The sequence below is a fragment of the Pseudomonas sp. UBA6699 genome, assembly GCF_002454615.1.
GTDB lineage: Bacteria > Pseudomonadota > Gammaproteobacteria > Pseudomonadales > Pseudomonadaceae > Aquipseudomonas > Aquipseudomonas juntendi.
The window spans coordinates 1-16,324 of the sequence record NZ_DKJF01000057.1; the positions used below are offsets into that span (position 1 = coordinate 1).

Here is a 16,324-nt window from a genome sequence, read left to right on the forward strand (position 1 = left end):
TCGCGCCCCATCGCGACACAAGGCCGCTCCTACAGCTTTACCTGCTAAGCTAATGCGAAAAAGTTATTTATTTTAAATTTTTTAGATCATTTAGCCTTCTCGCATACCCCAGTTTGCCTGAGAGGTTCACCATGATCCCGCATGCCCCGCTGCGCCTGTTCGCCGCCCTGACCCTCGCCAGCGCCAGCTGGCTGGCCCAGGCGGCCGACCTGACCGTCGCCTACCAGACCACCGTCGACCCCGCCAAGGTGGCGCAGGTAGATGGCGACTACGAAAAAGCCAGCAAGGCCAGCATTGACTGGCGCAAGTTCGATAACGGCGCCGATGTGATCACCGCAGTAGCCAGCGGTGACGTGCAGATCGGCTACCTGGGCTCCAGCCCGCTGGCCGCCGCCGCCACCCGCAAGCTGCCGGTCGAAACGTTTCTGATCGCAACGCAGATCGGCGCAGGCGAGGCTCTGGTCGCCCGCGACAGCATCAAGACGCCACAAGACCTGGTCGGCAAGAAAGTCGCCGTGCCCTTCGTTTCAACTGGCCACTACAGCTTGCTGGCAGCCCTGAAGACCTGGAACATCGACCCCTCCAAGGTGCAGATACTCAACCTCGCGCCCCCTGCGATCATTGCCGCCTGGAAACGCGGCGACATCGACGCCACCTACGTCTGGGACCCGGCCTTGGGCGTGGCCAAGGAGAACGGCAAGGTGCTGATCACCTCGGGCGAGCTGGCCGCAAAAGGCGCACCCACCTTCGATGCCTGGATCGTGCGCAAGGACTTCGCCGAGAAGCACCCCGACGTGGTCAAGGCTTTCGCCAAGGTCACCCTCGATGCCTACGCCGAATACCGCAAAGACCCGCAAGCCTGGCTGGCTGACACGGGCAACGTAGACAAACTGGTGAAGCTGTCCGGCGCCAAGGCCAGCGACATTCCCGTGCTGCTGCAGGGCAACGTCTACCCACTGGCCGCCGACCAGGCCAGCGCACTGGGCGCACCCACCACCCAGGCACTGACCGACACGGCCAACTTCCTCAAGCAGCAAGGCAAGGTTGACGCCGTACTGCCGGACTACTCGCCGTACGTCAGCGCCAAGTTCCTTCCAAACTGAACCGGAGCCCGCCATGGCCTTGCTCGAACTGGAGCGCATCAGCGCACAGTACCCCGGTGCCGCCACCCCGGTGCTGGCCGACATCAACCTGAGCCTGGGGCCGCGCCAACTGCTGGTGGCCCTGGGGCCATCCGGCAGCGGCAAAACCTCGCTGCTCAACCTGATCGCCGGCTTCGTTACCCCCAGTGGCGGCCGCATCACCCTCGACGGTGTACCGGTGCAAGGGCCTGGAGCCGAGCGCGGTGTGGTGTTCCAGGACGACGCGCTGCTGCCATGGCAGAACGTGCTGGGCAACATCGCATTCGGCCTGGAGCTGGCCGGCGTACCACGCGCCGAGCGTGAAGCCAAAGCCCGCGAGATGCTGGCCCTGGTCGACCTCGCCGGCTTCGGCGAGCGGCGCATCTGGCAGTTGTCCGGCGGCCAGAAGCAACGCGTGGGCCTGGCCCGGGCGCTGGCAGCCGACCCACGGGTGCTATTGATGGACGAACCGTTCGGCGCCCTCGATGCCTTCACCCGCGAGCAGATGCAGGCGTTGCTGCTGCAGGTATGGCAGCGCACCGCCAAGCCGGTGTTCCTGATTACCCACGACATCGAAGAAGCGGTATTCCTGGCCAGCGAACTGGTACTGCTGGCGCCCAACCCGGGGCGCGTGGTGGAACGCCTGCAACTGGACTTCGGCCAGCGTTATGCCGCTGGCGAATCGGCCCGGGCGATCAAGTGCGACCCGGCCTTCATCGAAACCCGCGAGCACGTACTGGCGCGGGTGTTTTCCCAACGCCAAAGCCTGCAGGAGCGCGCATGAGCAGCCTGGACCTGCCGGTTACCGGCAAACACGACGCCCAACCCCGGCCAGCCATCAAGCTGCGCCGCCCACGTTCCACCCGCTGGATCAGCACCCTGACCCTCGCCAGCCTGTTGCTGGCGTGGTGGCTGGTGACTGCCGCCGGCTGGGTCGAGCCGCTGTTCCTGCCCTCGCCCGGCGACATCCTGGCCAAGGGCTGGACCTTGCTGACCCAGGGTTACATGGATGCCAGCCTGTGGCAGCACCTGGGCGCCAGCCTGGCGCGTATCGACGTGGCCCTGCTGGCCGCCACGCTGACCGCCATCCCGGTGGGCATCGCCATCGGCTACAACCGCGTGGCACGCGGCATCCTCGACCCGCTGATCGAGTTCTACCGGCCGATCCCGCCGCTGGCCTACCTGCCCCTGATTGTCATTTGGTGCGGCATCGGCGAGCTGTCGAAGGTGTTGCTGATCTTCCTGGCGATCTTTGCGCCGATCGCCATTGCCACCGCCACCGGCGTTCGTACTGTCGACCCGGCCAAGTTGCGTGCAGCGCAGTCGCTGGGCGCAAGCAAGGCTCAGCTGATCCGGCACGTGATCCTGCCGAGCGCGCTACCCGACATCCTCACCGGGATCCGCATCGGCCTGGGGGTTGGCTGGTCGACGCTGGTCGCCGCCGAGCTGATTGCCGCCACCAGTGGCCTGGGCTTCATGGTGCAGTCGGCGGCGCAGTTTCTGGTTACCGACGTCGTAGTGCTGGGCATCCTGCTGATCGCCTTGATCGCCTTCGCACTGGAAATGAGCCTGCGCGCCCTGCAACGCAAGCTGGTGCCCTGGCACGGGCAAAGCCACTGAACCCCATTGTCCACGCCAGCACACTGGCGCCTGATTGGAGAGACTGACATGAGCCTGACCATCACTCCCCTCAGCCCGGCGCTCGGCGCCCAGATCAGCGGCGTGGACATCAGCCGCGACATCACCGCAGCACAACGCGACGCCATTGAACAGGCGCTGCTGCAGCACCAGGTGCTGTTCTTCCGCGACCAGCCGATCAACCCGGAACAACAGGCGCGCTTTGCCGCCCGCTTCGGCGACCTTCACATTCACCCGATCTACCCCAATGTGCCGGACACCCCGCAGGTGCTGGTGCTCGACACGGCGGTCACTGATGTGCGCGACAACGCCGTGTGGCACACCGACGTGACCTTCCTGCCAACCCCGGCACTGGGTGCGGTGCTCAGTGCCAAGCAGTTGCCGGCCTACGGTGGCGATACCTTGTGGGCCAGCGGCATCGCTGCCTTTGAAGCCTTGTCGGCGCCGCTGCGGGGCATGCTCGACGGGCTGACCGCCACTCACGACTTCACCAAGTCGTTCCCGCTGGAACGCTTTGGCACCACCGCTGAAGACCTGGCGCGCTGGGAAGCCACGCGGCGCAACAACCCGCCCCTGTCGCACCCGGTGGTGCGGACGCATCCGGTGAGCGGGCGCAAGGCGTTGTTCGTCAATGAGGGGTTTACCACGCGCATCAATGAGCTGAGCGAGCTGGAGAGCGAGGCGTTGCTGAAGCTGCTGTTCGCCCATGCCACACGGCCGGAGTTCAGCATTCGCTGGCGCTGGCAGGAGCATGACGTGGCGTTCTGGGACAACCGCGTGACCCAGCATTTTGCCGTGGATGACTACCGGCCCAATCGGCGGGTGATGCACCGCGCGACGATCCTCGGGGATGTGCCCTTTTAGTTGTTGCCTGTTCTGGCCTCTTCGCGTGCACGCCCGCTCCCACAGGTACATCACAGGTTTCGAAACCGGTGCCGGACCTGTGGGAGCGGGCGTGCCCGCGAAGAGGCCAGAACAGGAACGCCTGGTCAGCGGACCAGATGCAGGAACTGCATGTGCCGCTCGTACTGGTCGAGGATGTCGTTGATGATCTGCTCCTTGCTGTAGCCAACCAGGTCGTAGTTCTGGCTGCCTTCGCTCAGGTACACCTCCGCCCGGTAGTAGCGGCGGTTCTTCAACTCCTGCGTGCCCAGCCCACCCAGGGCGAACGATGGCGTGAAGTAGCCACGCATCTGCACCTGGTAAATGAACGGCTGTTCTTCACCATGCCCCACTTTCAGGCTGACGTTGTCGTGGCTTGGGTCATCCTGGGTAATCAGCACCAGGCCTTTTTGCTCGAACACCTCACGCACATCGGCAATCGCCGGGCGCACCACATCGTCCATGAAGCGGTACACCTCGTCACGCGACGGGAAGTGCACCGCCTGGCTCAAGCGCTGGCGCCAGCCGCCGCGGCCGCGGCGTGACTGGGCGAACGGTGCCAGCGAGTGCATTTGCGCGATCTGCCGTTGCGACTCCAGGTAGAACGCCTTGTGCAACCCCCACATCATGCACAGCAAGATCAACGAGAACGGCAGCGAGGTCAGTACCACCGCCGATTTCAGCGAATCGATGCTGCCCGCGAACAACAGCGCACTGGTGACCAGCGCGGTCATCGCGCCCCAGAAAATGCGCAGCCAGTTCGGCCCGTCCTCATCGGCATCCCCACCGGTGGCCGACAAGGTCGACAGCACCACGGTGCCAGAGTCGGCCGAGGTGACGAAGAACACGAAACTGATGAACACCGTGGTGGCGATCACCACCTTGCTCCAGGGGTAGGTTTCCAGCAGCAGGTACAGGCTCATGGACGGGTTGTCCAGGGCCGACTGGCCCAGCGCGGTCATGCCGTGGTTGATGACCTGGTCCAGGGCACTGTTGCCGAAGATCGACATCCACGCCAGGGTGAAGCCCAGCGGGATCAGCAGCACGCCAAAGACGAACTCGCGGATGGTACGGCCGCGGGAAATGCGCGCAATGAACAAGCCCACGAACGGCGCCCAGGCAATCCACCAGGCCCAGTAGAACACTGTCCAGCCACCCAGCCAGTCGCGGTTCTCACCGTAGGCATACACGTCGAAGCTCTTGCGCGGCAAGGCGCCCAGGTAATCGCCAAGGTTCTGGATGAGGGTGTTGAACAGGTGCTGGGTAGGCCCGGCGAACAGCACGAACAGCAGCAATGCGCAGGCCAGGAACAGGTTGATGTCGCTCATTACCCGCACGCCCTTCTCTACCCCGGCAACGGCTACGGCCACCGCCGCGCCCATCATCAGGGTGATGAGGATCACCTGCACCCACTGGCTGTGGCTGATGCCGAACAGGTAATCCAGGCCGGCGTTCAGGTGCAGCACGCCAAAGCCCATGTCGGCGCCAAGGCCGAACACGGTGGCGATGATGCCGAAGCCGTCCACCGCATAACCGATCGGCCCGTTGATGCGCTTGCCGATCAGCGGGTACAGCGCCGAACGCAGCGCCAGCGGCAGGTTATGGCGGTAGGCGAAGTAGGCCAGCGCCATGCCGACGAAGGCGAACACGCCCCAGCCATGCAACCCCCAGTGCAGGAACAGGATCTGCATGGCCTGGCGCCCGGCCTCGGCAGTGCCCGCTTCGCCTTGGGGCGGCTGCAGCATATGGGTCAGCGGTTCGGACACACAGAAGAAGAACAACGTAATGCTGATGCCAGCCGCAAACAGCATGCCGGCCCATGACAGGTAACTGAACTCGGGCTCGTCGTGGTCGGCACCGAGCTTGATCTTGCCGTAGCCGGACAAGGCGGTGACCACCACGAAGACCAGGTACAGCGTCATTGCCAACATGTAGTACCAGCCGACCGTATTGGCCGCCCAGTTCTGCGCCGCCAGCAACCAGTCGCCTGCGGTTTGCGGGTTGGAGATGACCACCAGGCCGAAGATGAGGATGAAGCTTGCCGCAAAGTAGAACACCGGCGGGTTCATGCGGATCTTGCTGTTGGAAAGTGATGGGGTCGGTGCACTCATGGGGCAGGCACCTCGTCAAAAGACGTGAGGTTCGGAATGAACGGGTTCAGCAAAGGAATCCTCCTGTTGAACACCGGCAGCGGACCAGCGTTTTTCATTGAACAAGCGTTCAAGTTAAACATGGATCGGTGTTCAATGCGAATTGGGGCGCCGACTGGCGCGCTTCTGGCCCGGCCTTTTCGCGGGCAAACCCGCGCCTGGCGCGCACATCGGTCGCTCGCTGTGCGGTCCTTGTAAGAGCCCGTTTCACCTTGAAAAGTGCCGGTGCACGCCAGGCAAATTTCAGGTCAATGCTTGTCCTGGCAATCCAACTGCAAGTTGGCCTGGGTGATGTTGCTCTCGGCTGGCACACTGCGGGTCAGCCACACGTTGCCGCCAATGGTCGAGCCTTTACCGATGGTGATGCGCCCCAGTACCGTGGCGCCGGCATAGATCACCACATCGTCTTCGACGATTGGGTGGCGTGGCAGGCCTTTGTGCAAAGTGCCCGACTCGTCGCTTGGGAAACGCTTGGCGCCAAGGGTCACAGCCTGGTAGATACGCACGCGCTCGCCGATGATCGCGGTTTCGCCAATGACCACCCCCGTACCATGGTCGATGAAGAAACTCGGCCCGATCTGCGCCCCAGGGTGAATGTCGATACCTGTGGCTGAATGCGCCAGTTCCGAACTGATGCGCGCCAGCAGTGGCAGGCCTGCCCGGTACAGATGGTGCGCCAGGCGGTGGTGGATGATCGCCAGAACGCCGGGGTAGCACAGCAGCACCTCATCGACGCTACGGGCCGCCGGGTCGCCGTGGTAGGCAGCCAGCACATCGGTGTCGAGCAACACCCGCAGCGCTGGCAAGGCTGCCGCGAAATCCTGTACCAGCCTCAGCGCGTGAGCATCCACACCGGCCAGCTCGGCCTGGCTTTGCCGGGCGGCGTAACGCAGCTCCAGTCGGGCCTGGGCCAGCAAGGCGGTCAGGGCGGCATCGAGGGTATGGCCAACGTAGAAATCTTCACTTTCTTCGCGCAGGTCGACCGGGCCCAGGCGCATAGGGAACAGCGCACCACAGAGTTGCTCGAGGATCTGCCGCATCGCCTCGCGCGACGGCAGCTCGCGGCCACCCTGCTCGCCGCTGCTGCGGCCATTGCGGGTGCGCCACTGCTCACGCGCGCCGCGCAGGCCGGTTACGATGCTCTGCAACTGCCAGCGCCCGGATAATGGTTGTTCGCTCACGGTTTTCTCCTGCCGTATAGGCCATCGGGTTGTTTCGCCATGCCCGCGAAAGGGCCGGGCGTGCCTGCGTGCAATCCACTCTACGGCAAATCCGCCTCTTGGAAAAAACTACGCTTTATTCCATCCTGCGCCATGTCGGGCACACCCTGCGGTGACGGCGCAGGCAACCTCGCCTACCCTCAAAGCAATCACGCTCTGATAACGAATAAAATGGAAGTAACAAAATATTTTTTTATTATTTCCAGGCCTAAAAAGCCAGCTCTATAGTCGCCACCCTCTCCCTACACAACACGCGCGGGGCTCTGCCATGTCGAAGTTCGTCAAACCGCTACTCAATGCCAGCCTGGCCCTTGTGCTGGGTGCTGGTCTGCTCGGCCAGGCCCTCGCCGGCGAAGAGCTGAAAACCATTCAGGAAAAAGGCGTGATCAACGTCGGCCTCGAAGGCACCTACCCGCCGTTCAGCTTTCAGGATGAAAACGGCAAGCTGACCGGTTTTGAAGTCGAGCTCTCCGAACTGCTGGCCAAAGAGCTGGGGGTCAAGGCCAAGATCCAGCCAACCAAGTGGGACGGTATTCTCGCCGCGCTGGAGTCCAAACGGCTGGACATCGTGGTCAACCAGGTGACCATTTCGGAAGAACGCAAGAAGAAGTATGACTTCTCCGAGCCTTACACCATCTCCGGCATCCAGGCGCTGATTCTCAAGAAGAAGGCCGAGCAGCTGAATATCAATGGTGCACAGGATCTGGCCGGCAAAAAAGTCGGCGTGGGTCTGGGCACCAACTACGAGCAGTGGGTGAAACAAGACGTACCGAAAGCCGAGGTGCGCACTTATGAAGACGACCCGAGCAAATTCGCCGACCTGCGCAACGGCCGCATCGACGCCATCCTGATCGACCGCCTGGCGGCGCTGGAATACGCGCAAAAAGCCAAGGACACCGAACTGGCCGGCCCTGCCTTCTCGCGCCTGGAAAGCGGCGTGGCTCTGCGCAAGGGCGAGCCTGAACTGTTGGCGGCCATCAACAAGGCCATCGACAAGCTCAAGGCTGACGGCACGCTGGCCAAGCTGTCGGAAAAATATTTCGGTGCCGATGTCACTAAATGATCGCTGAAAGCCTGCAACTCGTAGCCGACTCCGCGCCCTTCCTGCTCAAGGGCGCGGGTTACACCGTACTGCTCAGCGTGGGCGGCATGTTCTTCGGCCTGGTGCTGGGCTTTGCCCTGGCGCTGATGCGGCTGTCGAAGGTATTGCCGCTCAACTGGCTGGCGCGGATCTATGTGTCGTTCTTTCGCGGCACGCCGCTGCTGGTGCAACTGTTCGTGATCTATTTCGGCATGCCGCAGATCGGGATCGAACTCGACCCTATCCCGGCCTCGCTGATTGGCCTGTCGCTGAACATGGCGGCTTACATCTGCGAAATCCTGCGCGCGGCGATTTCATCGATTGACCGTGGCCAATGGGAAGCTGCGGCCAGCATCGGCATGACCCGGGTGCAGGCCATGCGCCGGGCGATCCTGCCCCAGGCCCTGCGCACCGCCCTGCCACCGCTGGGCAACAGCTTCATTTCGCTGGTCAAGGACACCGCCCTGGCAGCCACCATCCAGGTACCCGAGCTGTTCCGCCAGGCCCAGCTGATTACCGCACGCACCTTCGAAGTGTTCACCATGTACGTAGCGGTTGCGGTTATCTACTGGGTGCTGTGCAGCATCCTCGCGCACTTCCAGAACCGTATGGAAGCGCGGGTCAACCAGCATGACCAGGAGCATTGAGCATGATTGAAGTCAAAGGCCTGACCAAGCGGTTCAAGGGCCAGACCGTGCTCAACGGCATTGACCTGACCGTACAGCCTGGCGAGGTGGTGGCCATCATCGGCCCCAGCGGCTCGGGCAAGACCACCTTCCTGCGCTGCCTGAACCTGCTGGAAACGCCCGACGCCGGGCAGATAAAGATCGGCGCCATCAGCATCGATGCCAACCGCCCGCTGGGGGGGCAGCAAAGTGCAATCCGCCGGTTGCGCCAGCAGGCGGGGTTTGTGTTCCAGAACTTCAACCTGTTTCCGCACCGCACAGCCTTGGAAAACGTGATCGAAGGGCCGGTGATCGTCAAGAAGACCCCGCGCGAACAGGCTGTCGAACTGGGCCGCCGCTTGCTGGCCAAGGTTGGCCTGGCGGGCAAGGAAGATGCCTACCCGCGGCGTCTGTCCGGTGGCCAGCAGCAGCGGGTGGCCATTGCCCGTGCCTTGGCCATGGAGCCCGAGGTGATTCTGTTCGACGAGCCGACCTCGGCGCTGGACCCGGAACTGGTGGGTGAAGTGCTGGCGACTATTCGCGGCCTGGCCGAAGAAAGGCGCACCATGGTCATCGTCACCCACGAAATGAGCTTCGCCCGGGACGTGGCGAACCGGGTGATCTTCTTCGACAAAGGCGTGATCGTGGAGCAAGGCGAGGCCAAAGCGCTGTTTGCGGCGCCGAAGGAAGAGCGTACCCGGCAGTTCTTGCGCAAGTTCCTTGGGACTGCTGCTTCCGAGTAGGCCTGCTCTGGGCCCTTCGCGGGCTCGCCCGCTCCCTCAGGGTTAACGCTGTGGGAGCGGGTTCATCCGCGAAGAGGTCGGCGTAGCCGCGGAAATCTCTCCTTCTATATATATTCCAAAGAGTTAGTTCATTAAATTTTTATAAAGCATTAGGGTATATCAACCGGACCACCGGACCAGCACACGTTCGCCGCGACCAGCTGTAGCGGCTTTACTTTTCGCGAGGTCAGGAATGGTCAGCATCACAATTTCCCCAGTGCGTAACGCCAGGGCATTGAGTACAGCCAAGGAGCGGTACTGATGTCCAGCCAACCCAACAGCCTATTACACAGCGATCTCGACAGCGCTCCCCCGTTGCTGCCAGCCAAGGTGTTGCGCAACGACGCCGAAGCCTTGCAAGCGGCACGCGAACTGGCCGAGGTCGCCCGCGAGCATGCCGCCCGCCGCGACCAGCAACGCAAGCTGCCATGGGCGGAGGTCGAGCTGTTCACCCGCAGCGGGCTGGGTAGCATCAGCGTACCCAAGGCCCACGGTGGCCCCGATGTTTCGTTCTCCACCATCGCCGAAGTGTTCCGCCTGATAAGCGCCGCCGACCCGGCCCTGGGCCAGATCCCGCAGAACCAGTTCGGCATCCTGCAATTGCTGCGCCTGACGGCAAGCGAAGCGCAACAGGCGTTTGTTTTCCGCAGCGTGCTCGAAGGCTGGCGCATCGGCAATGCCGGGCCCGAGCGCGGCACCAAGGACACCCTCACGCTCACCGCGCGTATCACCCGCAACGGCGACGGTTATCGCATCAGTGGCGAGAAGTTCTATTCCACCGGCGCCCTGTTCGCCCATTGGGTGGCGGTCAAAGCCCTGGACGACGACGGCCGTCAGCGCCTGGCGTTCGTACGTAGAGGCAGCCCGGGGTTGCGCATCGTCGATGACTGGTCCGGGTTTGGCCAGCGCACCACTGCTAGCGGCACGGTACTGCTGGACCAGGTGCCGGTGGAGGCGGCGCTGGTGATCGACAACTGGCGCCAGCGCGATATACCCAATACCCAGGGCGCGGTCTCGCAGTTGATCCAGGCAGCAATCGATGCAGGTATCGCTGAAGCGGCCATCGAAGATGCGATCAAGTTCGTTCGCGAGAAGTCGCGGCCTTGGGTCGACGCCAATGTCGAGCGCGCCAGCGACGATCCTTACGTGATCGCTGACGTCGGGCGCCTGAAGCTTGAACTGCATGCGGCGCAAGCGTTGCTGCGCAAGGCCGCGCAGGTGCTTGACGAGGTCAGCGCCGCGCCCGTGGATGCCGCGAGCGCTGCGCGCGCGTCCATTGCGGTGGCCGAAGCCAAGGTGCTGACCACTGAAATTGCCCTGCAGGCCAGCGAAAAGCTGTTCGAGCTGGCTGGCAGCCGCGCCACCCTTGCCGAATTCAACCTCGACCGCCACTGGCGCAACGCCCGGGTGCACACGCTGCATGACCCGGTGCGCTGGAAGTACCACGCGGTTGGGGCTTACCACCTTAACGGGACCTTGCCCGCGCGGCATTCCTGGATCTGAATTCAATGGCCTTGGGGGCTGCTTTGCAGCCCATCGCGACACAAGGCCGCTCCTACCCGTGGCGCGGACCGGCATGGAACCGCGTATCCCTGCAGGAGCGGCCTTGTGTCGCGATGGGCCGCATCGCGCTCCCAAGGCCCGGAGAAACCCATGACCATCAGAATCATCACCAGCGACACCCAAGCCCTGCATGTCGCCGACGAAATCGCCCAACAACTGCGCCGCGACAGCGCCCTGCGCGACCGCGAACGCCGGCTGCCGCACAGCGAACTGGACCTGTTCACCCGCTCCGGCCTGTGGGCCATCAGTGTGCCCAAGGCCTTCGGCGGCGCTGGCGTGTCCAACGTCACCCTGGCCAAGGTCATCGCCCGCATCGCCCAGGCCGACGGCTCGCTGGGGCAGATCCCACAGAATCATTTCTACAGCCTGGAAGTACTGCGGGTAAACGGCAGCCCCGAACAACAGAAGCGGCTGTATGGCGAAGTACTGGCCGGCCGCCGTTTCGGCAATGCCCTGGCCGAGCTGGGTACCAAGACCGCCAACGAACGCACCACCCGCCTGAGCCGTGACGGTGACGGCTTTCGCATCAATGGCCGCAAGTTCTACGCGACTGGCGCCATCTACGCCCAGCGTATTCCCACGTCGGTGGTCGATGAACAGGGCGTGCAGCACCTGGTGTTCGTGCCGGCCGATAGCCAGGGCGTGCAGGTGATCGACGACTGGAGCGGCTTTGGTCAGCGCACCACCGGCAGTGGCTCGGTTCTGCTGGACAACGTTTACGTCAGCGCAGCGGACGTGGTGCCTTTCCAGAGCGCCTTCGAGCGCCCCACCCCGGTCGGCCCGCTGGCGCAGCTTCTTCACGCCGCCATCGACACCGGCATCGCCCGCGCCGCCTACGAGGATGCCCTGCACTTCGTGCGCACCCGCAGCCGACCATGGGTCGACGCAGGCCTGGACAAGGCAAGCGATGACCCACTGACGCTGAAAAGCTTCGGCCACCTGGCGATCCGCCTGCACGCGGCCGAAGCCCTGCTGGAACGCGCTGGCGAATACCTCGACCGCGCCCGCAACGACAGCACCGCCGACACCGTCGCCGCGGCGTCCATCGCCGTGGCCGAAGCGCGTGCCAGCAGCACGGAAATCGCGCTTGCCGCCGGCACTGCCCTGTTCGAACTGAGTGGGAGCCAAGCGACGCTGGCCGAGCACAACCTCGACCGCCATTGGCGCAACGCCCGCGTGCACACCTTGCACGACCCGGTCCGCTGGAAATACCACGCCATCGGCAATTACTACCTCAACGACGTCAACCCGCCACGCCGGGGGACGCTCTGATGGCCAAGCAAATCCTGCTCAATGCCTTCAACATGAACTGTGTCGGGCACATCAACCACGGCCTGTGGACCCACCCACGGGACACTTCGACCCAGTACACCAGCCTGGAGTACTGGACCCAGCTCGCACGCCTGCTGGAGCGGGGCCTGTTCGATGGGCTGTTCATCGCCGATATCGTCGGTACCTACGATATCTACGGGCAATCGCTGGACGTCACCCTCAAAGAGGCCATCCAGTTGCCGGTCAATGACCCCTTGCTGCTGGTTTCGGCCATGGCCGCCGTCACTCGCCACCTGGGTTTTGGCCTTACCGCCAACCTGACCTACGAGGCGCCCTACCTGTTCGCCCGACGCCTATCCACCCTGGACCACCTGAGCCAGGGCCGGGTTGGCTGGAACATCGTAACCGGTTACCTCGACAGTGCCGCCCGCGCCATGGGCCTGGCACAGCAACCCGAACATGACCGCCGCTACGACCAGGCCGACGAATACCTGCAGGTGCTGTACAAGCTGCTGGAGGGCAGCTGGGCTGACGACGCGGTGGTCGCTGACCGCGAGCAGCGCATCTATGCCCGCCCCGACAAGGTGCGCAAGGTGCAGCACCATGGCGAGTTCTACAAGGTCGACGGTTACCACCTGTGCGAGCCCTCGCCGCAGCGCACCCCGGTACTGTTCCAGGCAGGCAGTTCGCAACGCGGCCTGGGCTTCGCCGGGCAACATGCCGAATGTGTGTTCATCAGCGCTCAGGACAAGACCGCGGCCCGCGCCCAGGTCGAGCAGGTACGCGCGGCTGCCTCGGCTGCCGGGCGCGACCCGCAGGCGGTCAAGGTCTTCATGGGCATCACGGTGATCGTCGCGGCGACCGAGCAACAGGCCCAGGCCAAGCATGCCGAGTATCTGCAGCATGCCAGCGCCGAGGCCGGCGTCGCACATTTTGCGGCCTCGACCGGCATTGACTTCGCGGCCTATGCACTGGACGAGCCGATCCCCTTCAGCCAGGGCAACGCCATTCAGTCAGCCACCCGCCAGTTGCAGGGCAACGCCTGGACCCGCCGGCGCCTGTTGCAACAGCACGCGCTGGGCGGGCGCTACGTGAAGGTCGTCGGCGACCCCGAGCAGGTCGCCGAACAGTTGATCGCCTGGCTCGACGAGACCGGCCTGGACGGCTTCAACCTGACCCGCACCGTCACCCCGGAGAGCTTTGAGGACTTCATCGACCTGGTCGTTCCTCAACTGCAACAACGCGGCCGCTACAAGACCGCGTACGCCGAGGGCACCCTGCGCCAGAAACTGTTCCAGGCCGACCACCCGCACTTGCCCGCCGACCACCCTGGTTCGGCTTACCGCTTTAACCGCACCCCTACCCCTGCACCGACTGGAGCCCTGCACCATGCTTGAAAAACTGTTCCGGCCCGTCGTGGCCATCGCCCTGTCCCTCGGCCTGTGCGCCACTGCCCAGGCCGCCGAACCCCTGAAGATCGGCACTACCTCGGCCTTTGCGATCCCGCTGGAAGCCGCCGTGGAAGAAGCCCACAAGCAAGGCCTGGAGGTGAAGCTGATCGAGTTCAGCGACTGGATCGCGCCCAATGTCAGCCTCAACAGCGGCGACATCGACGTGAACTACTTCCAGCACATCCCGTTCCTGGAGAATGCCAAGGCGGCTGCGGGCTTCGACCTGGTGCCCTATGCACCGGGCATCATCAACAACGTGGGCCTGTACGCGAAAAAGTACAAAAGCTTCGCCGACCTGCCTGAAGGGGCGAGCGTGGCCATCGCCAACGACCCGATCAACAGCGGCCGCGGCCTGCAATTGCTGGCCAAGGCCGGGTTGATCACGCTCAAGCCAGGGGTTGGCTACAAAGCCACCGAGGACGACATTGTCGCCAACCCGAAAAAGCTGAAGATCCTGCAAGTCGAAGCCGTGCAGCTGGTGCGTGCCTATGACGACGCCGACTTGGTGCAGGGGTACCCGGCATACATTCGCCTGGCCAACAGCTTCGATGCCAGTTCAGCGCTGCTGTTCGACGGTCTGGAAAACAAGGAGTACGTGATTCAATTCGTGATTCGCCCGCAGAGCAAAAACGACCCACGCCTGGCACAGTTCGTCGACATCTACCAACATTCGCCTGCCGTACGCGCAGCGTTGGACAAGGCTCACGGCAAGCTGTACCAGGCCGGTTGGGAAGGCTGACATGAGCCAGGCCAGCGCATTCAAGGCGCCCACCCCCCAACCGCGAGCGTCAACGGCCAGGGAGCACGCCCTGCACCCGGAAATCAATCAAGCCCATGTACGCTTCATCGGCCTGGGCAAGACCTACCCTGGGCAGGCGCAACCCGCTTTGCACGGCATTGACCTGAACATTCGCCAGGGCGAAGTGTTCGGCATCATCGGCCGCAGCGGCGCCGGCAAATCTTCGTTGCTACGCACCATCAACCGCCTGGAACGCCCCAGCCACGGCCGGGTACTGATCGACCAAGTGGACATCGCGGCGTTCGATGACGACCAGCTGGTGGCGCTGCGCCGGCGTATCGGCATGATCTTCCAGCATTTCAACCTGCTGTCGGCGAAGACGGTGTGGCAGAACGTCGAGCTGCCCTTGAAGGTGGCGGGCGTGGCCAAGGGCGAGCGACAACGCAAGGTCCGGGAGCTGCTGGCACTGGTCGGCCTGCAGGAGAAACACCACGTGTACCCCGCGCAATTGTCAGGCGGGCAGAAACAGCGCGTGGGCATTGCCCGGGCACTGGTGCATGACCCCGAGATCCTGCTGTGCGACGAAGCCACCTCCGCGCTGGACCCGGAGACCACGGCCTCGATCCTGGAACTGCTGCGCGATATCAACCGGCGCCTGGGCCTGACCATCGTGCTGATTACCCACGAGATGGCGGTCATCCGTGATATCTGCCACCGGGTGGTGGTGCTGGACCGCGGCGAGGTGGTCGAGCAGGGCGAAGTCTGGCGTGTCTTCGGCGCCCCTCACCACGAGGTCACCCGAACCCTGCTTGCGCCGCTGCAAGCGCGGCTGCCTGCGGCGCTGCAAGCCAGCCTGCAGGCCCACCCCACAAGCCGTGACTGCGCCGTGGTATTGCAACTGAGTGTACTTGGCGAGCCTGAACTGTCTGCCCTGTTCCACGACCTGGGCGGTCGCGTGCGCTTGCTGCAGGGCGGCGTGGCGACCATTGGCGAGCACGCCCTGGGCCAGTTGATCCTGTCGGTGCAGCACGCACCGCACGATACCCAACAATTGCTGCAACGCGCCCGCCGTTGGGCGGACAACGTGGAGGTGCTGGGCCATGTGGTTTGATCGTCTGCTGGAAGGCTTGCTCGATACCCTGCTGATGGTTGGCGTGTCGTCGCTTATCGCCTTGCTGCTGGGGGTACCCCTGGCACTGCTGCTGGTCACCAGCGGCAGGGGTGGCATATTCGAGGCAGCCTTGCTGAACCGGTTACTGGGCGCCTTCGTCAACCTGTTCCGCTCGATCCCGTTCCTGATCCTGATGGTCGCGCTGATCCCGTTCACCCGGCTGGTGGTGGGTACGACCTATGGTGTGTGGGCGGCGGTTGTCCCGCTGACCATCGCCGCCACGCCGTTCTTTGCCCGGATCGCCGAGGTCAGCCTGCGCGAAGTCGACCATGGCTTGGTGGAAGCCGCGCAGGCCATGGGTTGCCGGCGCTGGCACATTGTCTGGCATGTGTTGTTGCCCGAAGCGTTGCCGGGCATTGTCGGCGGTTTCACCATCACCTTGGTGACCCTGATCAACTCCTCGGCCATGGCCGGGGCGATCGGTGCCGGAGGGCTGGGCGACATCGCCTACCGGTATGGCTACCAGCGCTTCGACAGCCAGATCATGCTGACCGTGATCGCCATGCTGGTGGCGCTGGTGGCGTTGATCCAGCTGGGTGGCGACCGATTGGCAAAAGGCTTGAACAAGCGTTGAGTTCTTCGCGGGCAA

Annotated in this window: 15 protein-coding genes; 13 read left to right on the forward strand and 2 right to left on the reverse strand. The window is 63.7% G+C overall.

Annotation, left to right across the window (positions count from 1 at the left end; genetic code table 11):
- Positions 1 to 131: 131 nt before the first annotated feature.
- The 4 genes from tauA to tauD are packed head-to-tail and all read left to right on the forward strand — an operon-like array spanning position 132 to position 3,623.
- Positions 132 to 1,103 carry a taurine ABC transporter substrate-binding protein gene (tauA, locus tag B3361_RS10665; protein ID WP_054905727.1) on the forward strand — a complete coding sequence of 324 codons (972 nt, stop codon included), beginning with the start codon at positions 132 to 134 and terminating at the stop codon, positions 1,101 to 1,103.
- Between the two features lie 13 nt (positions 1,104 to 1,116).
- Positions 1,117 to 1,905 carry a taurine ABC transporter ATP-binding subunit gene (gene tauB, locus B3361_RS10670; protein WP_054905728.1) on the forward strand — a complete coding sequence of 263 codons (789 nt, stop codon included), beginning with the start codon at positions 1,117 to 1,119 and terminating at the stop codon, positions 1,903 to 1,905.
- Positions 1,902 to 2,741: a taurine ABC transporter permease TauC gene (gene tauC / locus B3361_RS10675; RefSeq protein ID WP_286920205.1), complete on the forward strand. Its 840-nt coding sequence runs from the start codon at positions 1,902 to 1,904 to the stop codon at positions 2,739 to 2,741. Before tauB ends, tauC begins: the two co-directional genes overlap by 4 nt.
- A gap of 48 nt (positions 2,742 to 2,789) precedes the next feature.
- Positions 2,790 to 3,623: a taurine dioxygenase gene (gene tauD / locus B3361_RS10680; RefSeq protein WP_009682233.1), complete on the forward strand. Its 834-nt coding sequence runs from the start codon at positions 2,790 to 2,792 to the stop codon at positions 3,621 to 3,623.
- A gap of 125 nt (positions 3,624 to 3,748) precedes the next feature.
- Here tauD and betT read toward each other — a convergent pair whose 3' ends face one another.
- Both betT and epsC read right to left on the reverse strand, forming a co-directional pair.
- Positions 3,749 to 5,752, reverse strand: coding sequence for a choline transporter BetT (gene betT, locus B3361_RS10685; RefSeq protein ID WP_054905731.1), 2,004 nt, complete (start codon positions 5,750 to 5,752; stop codon positions 3,749 to 3,751).
- Positions 5,753 to 6,039: 287 nt separating this feature from the next.
- The gene (epsC, locus tag B3361_RS10690; protein ID WP_029884772.1) at positions 6,040 to 6,972 is read right to left on the reverse strand and encodes a serine O-acetyltransferase EpsC; all 933 of its coding nucleotides are present in this window, start codon (positions 6,970 to 6,972) and stop codon (positions 6,040 to 6,042) included.
- A gap of 307 nt (positions 6,973 to 7,279) precedes the next feature.
- Here epsC and tcyJ point away from each other — a divergent pair, with 307 nt between their 5' ends.
- The 9 genes from tcyJ to B3361_RS10735 all read left to right on the forward strand — a co-directional run bounded on the left by tcyJ (position 7,280) and on the right by B3361_RS10735 (position 16,309).
- Positions 7,280 to 8,074, forward strand: a complete 795-nt coding sequence (gene tcyJ / locus B3361_RS10695) for a cystine ABC transporter substrate-binding protein (protein ID WP_029884773.1) — start codon at positions 7,280 to 7,282, stop codon at positions 8,072 to 8,074.
- Complete coding sequence (gene tcyL, locus B3361_RS10700; RefSeq protein ID WP_009682229.1) at positions 8,071 to 8,739, forward strand: cystine ABC transporter permease; 669 nt, start codon at positions 8,071 to 8,073, stop codon at positions 8,737 to 8,739. The genes tcyJ and tcyL overlap by 4 nt, the downstream gene beginning before the upstream one ends.
- Before the next feature lie 2 nt (positions 8,740 to 8,741).
- Positions 8,742 to 9,500, forward strand: a complete 759-nt coding sequence (gene tcyN, locus B3361_RS10705) for an L-cystine ABC transporter ATP-binding protein TcyN (RefSeq protein ID WP_029884774.1) — start codon at positions 8,742 to 8,744, stop codon at positions 9,498 to 9,500.
- Between the two features lie 300 nt (positions 9,501 to 9,800).
- On the forward strand, positions 9,801 to 11,042 hold the full coding sequence (locus B3361_RS10710) for an SfnB family sulfur acquisition oxidoreductase (protein ID WP_054905732.1): 1,242 nt from the start codon (positions 9,801 to 9,803) through the stop codon (positions 11,040 to 11,042).
- 150 nt (positions 11,043 to 11,192) lie between these two features.
- Positions 11,193 to 12,374 (forward strand): SfnB family sulfur acquisition oxidoreductase, encoded by a 1,182-nt coding sequence (locus B3361_RS10715; RefSeq protein ID WP_054905583.1) that lies wholly within the window; start codon positions 11,193 to 11,195, stop codon positions 12,372 to 12,374.
- A complete protein-coding gene (locus B3361_RS10720; protein ID WP_054905584.1) occupies positions 12,374 to 13,771 on the forward strand; it encodes an LLM class flavin-dependent oxidoreductase in 1,398 nt (465 codons plus the stop codon). Before B3361_RS10715 ends, B3361_RS10720 begins: the two co-directional genes overlap by 1 nt.
- On the forward strand, positions 13,764 to 14,564 hold the full coding sequence (locus B3361_RS10725; protein ID WP_029884778.1) for a MetQ/NlpA family ABC transporter substrate-binding protein: 801 nt from the start codon (positions 13,764 to 13,766) through the stop codon (positions 14,562 to 14,564). The genes B3361_RS10720 and B3361_RS10725 overlap by 8 nt, the downstream gene beginning before the upstream one ends.
- A 1-nt stretch (position 14,565) precedes the next feature.
- A complete protein-coding gene (locus B3361_RS10730; protein ID WP_110678933.1) occupies positions 14,566 to 15,675 on the forward strand; it encodes a methionine ABC transporter ATP-binding protein in 1,110 nt (369 codons plus the stop codon).
- The gene (locus tag B3361_RS10735; protein ID WP_054905585.1) at positions 15,665 to 16,309 is read left to right on the forward strand and encodes a methionine ABC transporter permease; all 645 of its coding nucleotides are present in this window, start codon (positions 15,665 to 15,667) and stop codon (positions 16,307 to 16,309) included. The genes B3361_RS10730 and B3361_RS10735 overlap by 11 nt, the downstream gene beginning before the upstream one ends.
- Positions 16,310 to 16,324 lie beyond the last annotated feature (15 nt).